The organism is Rhodococcus sp. PAE-6, from assembly GCF_025290685.1.
GTDB classification, from domain to species: Bacteria; Actinomycetota; Actinomycetes; order Mycobacteriales; family Mycobacteriaceae; genus Rhodococcus; species Rhodococcus pyridinivorans.
The window spans coordinates 1-232 of the sequence record NZ_JAOCLZ010000265.1 but is presented as its reverse complement, the minus strand read 5'-3'; the positions used below and the strand labels follow the sequence as shown (position 1 = coordinate 232).

Here is a 232-nt window from a genome sequence, read left to right as displayed (position 1 = left end):
CGGGAATCGAGAGCGTCGAGACGATCGACACCGCCGACGGCTCGCTCGCCGTACTCGGACACACGCCCGCCCCCGACGGCGCCCCGACGGTTCGGCTCTACAGCCACTACGACGTTCAGCCGCCCGGCGACGAATCACTCTGGCGCAGCGAGCCCGTCACGCTCACCGAACGGGACGGCCGCTGGTACGGCCGCGGCGCCGCCGACTGCAAGGGCAACGTCGTCATGCACCG

General features: G+C 71.6%; 1 protein-coding gene. It reads left to right on the top strand.

Translation table 11 applies throughout. From position 1 onward, the window contains the following. Positions 1-232: M20/M25/M40 family metallo-hydrolase (locus NVV99_RS26965; RefSeq protein ID WP_260783355.1), on the top strand; the 232-nt coding region annotated here is incomplete at both ends.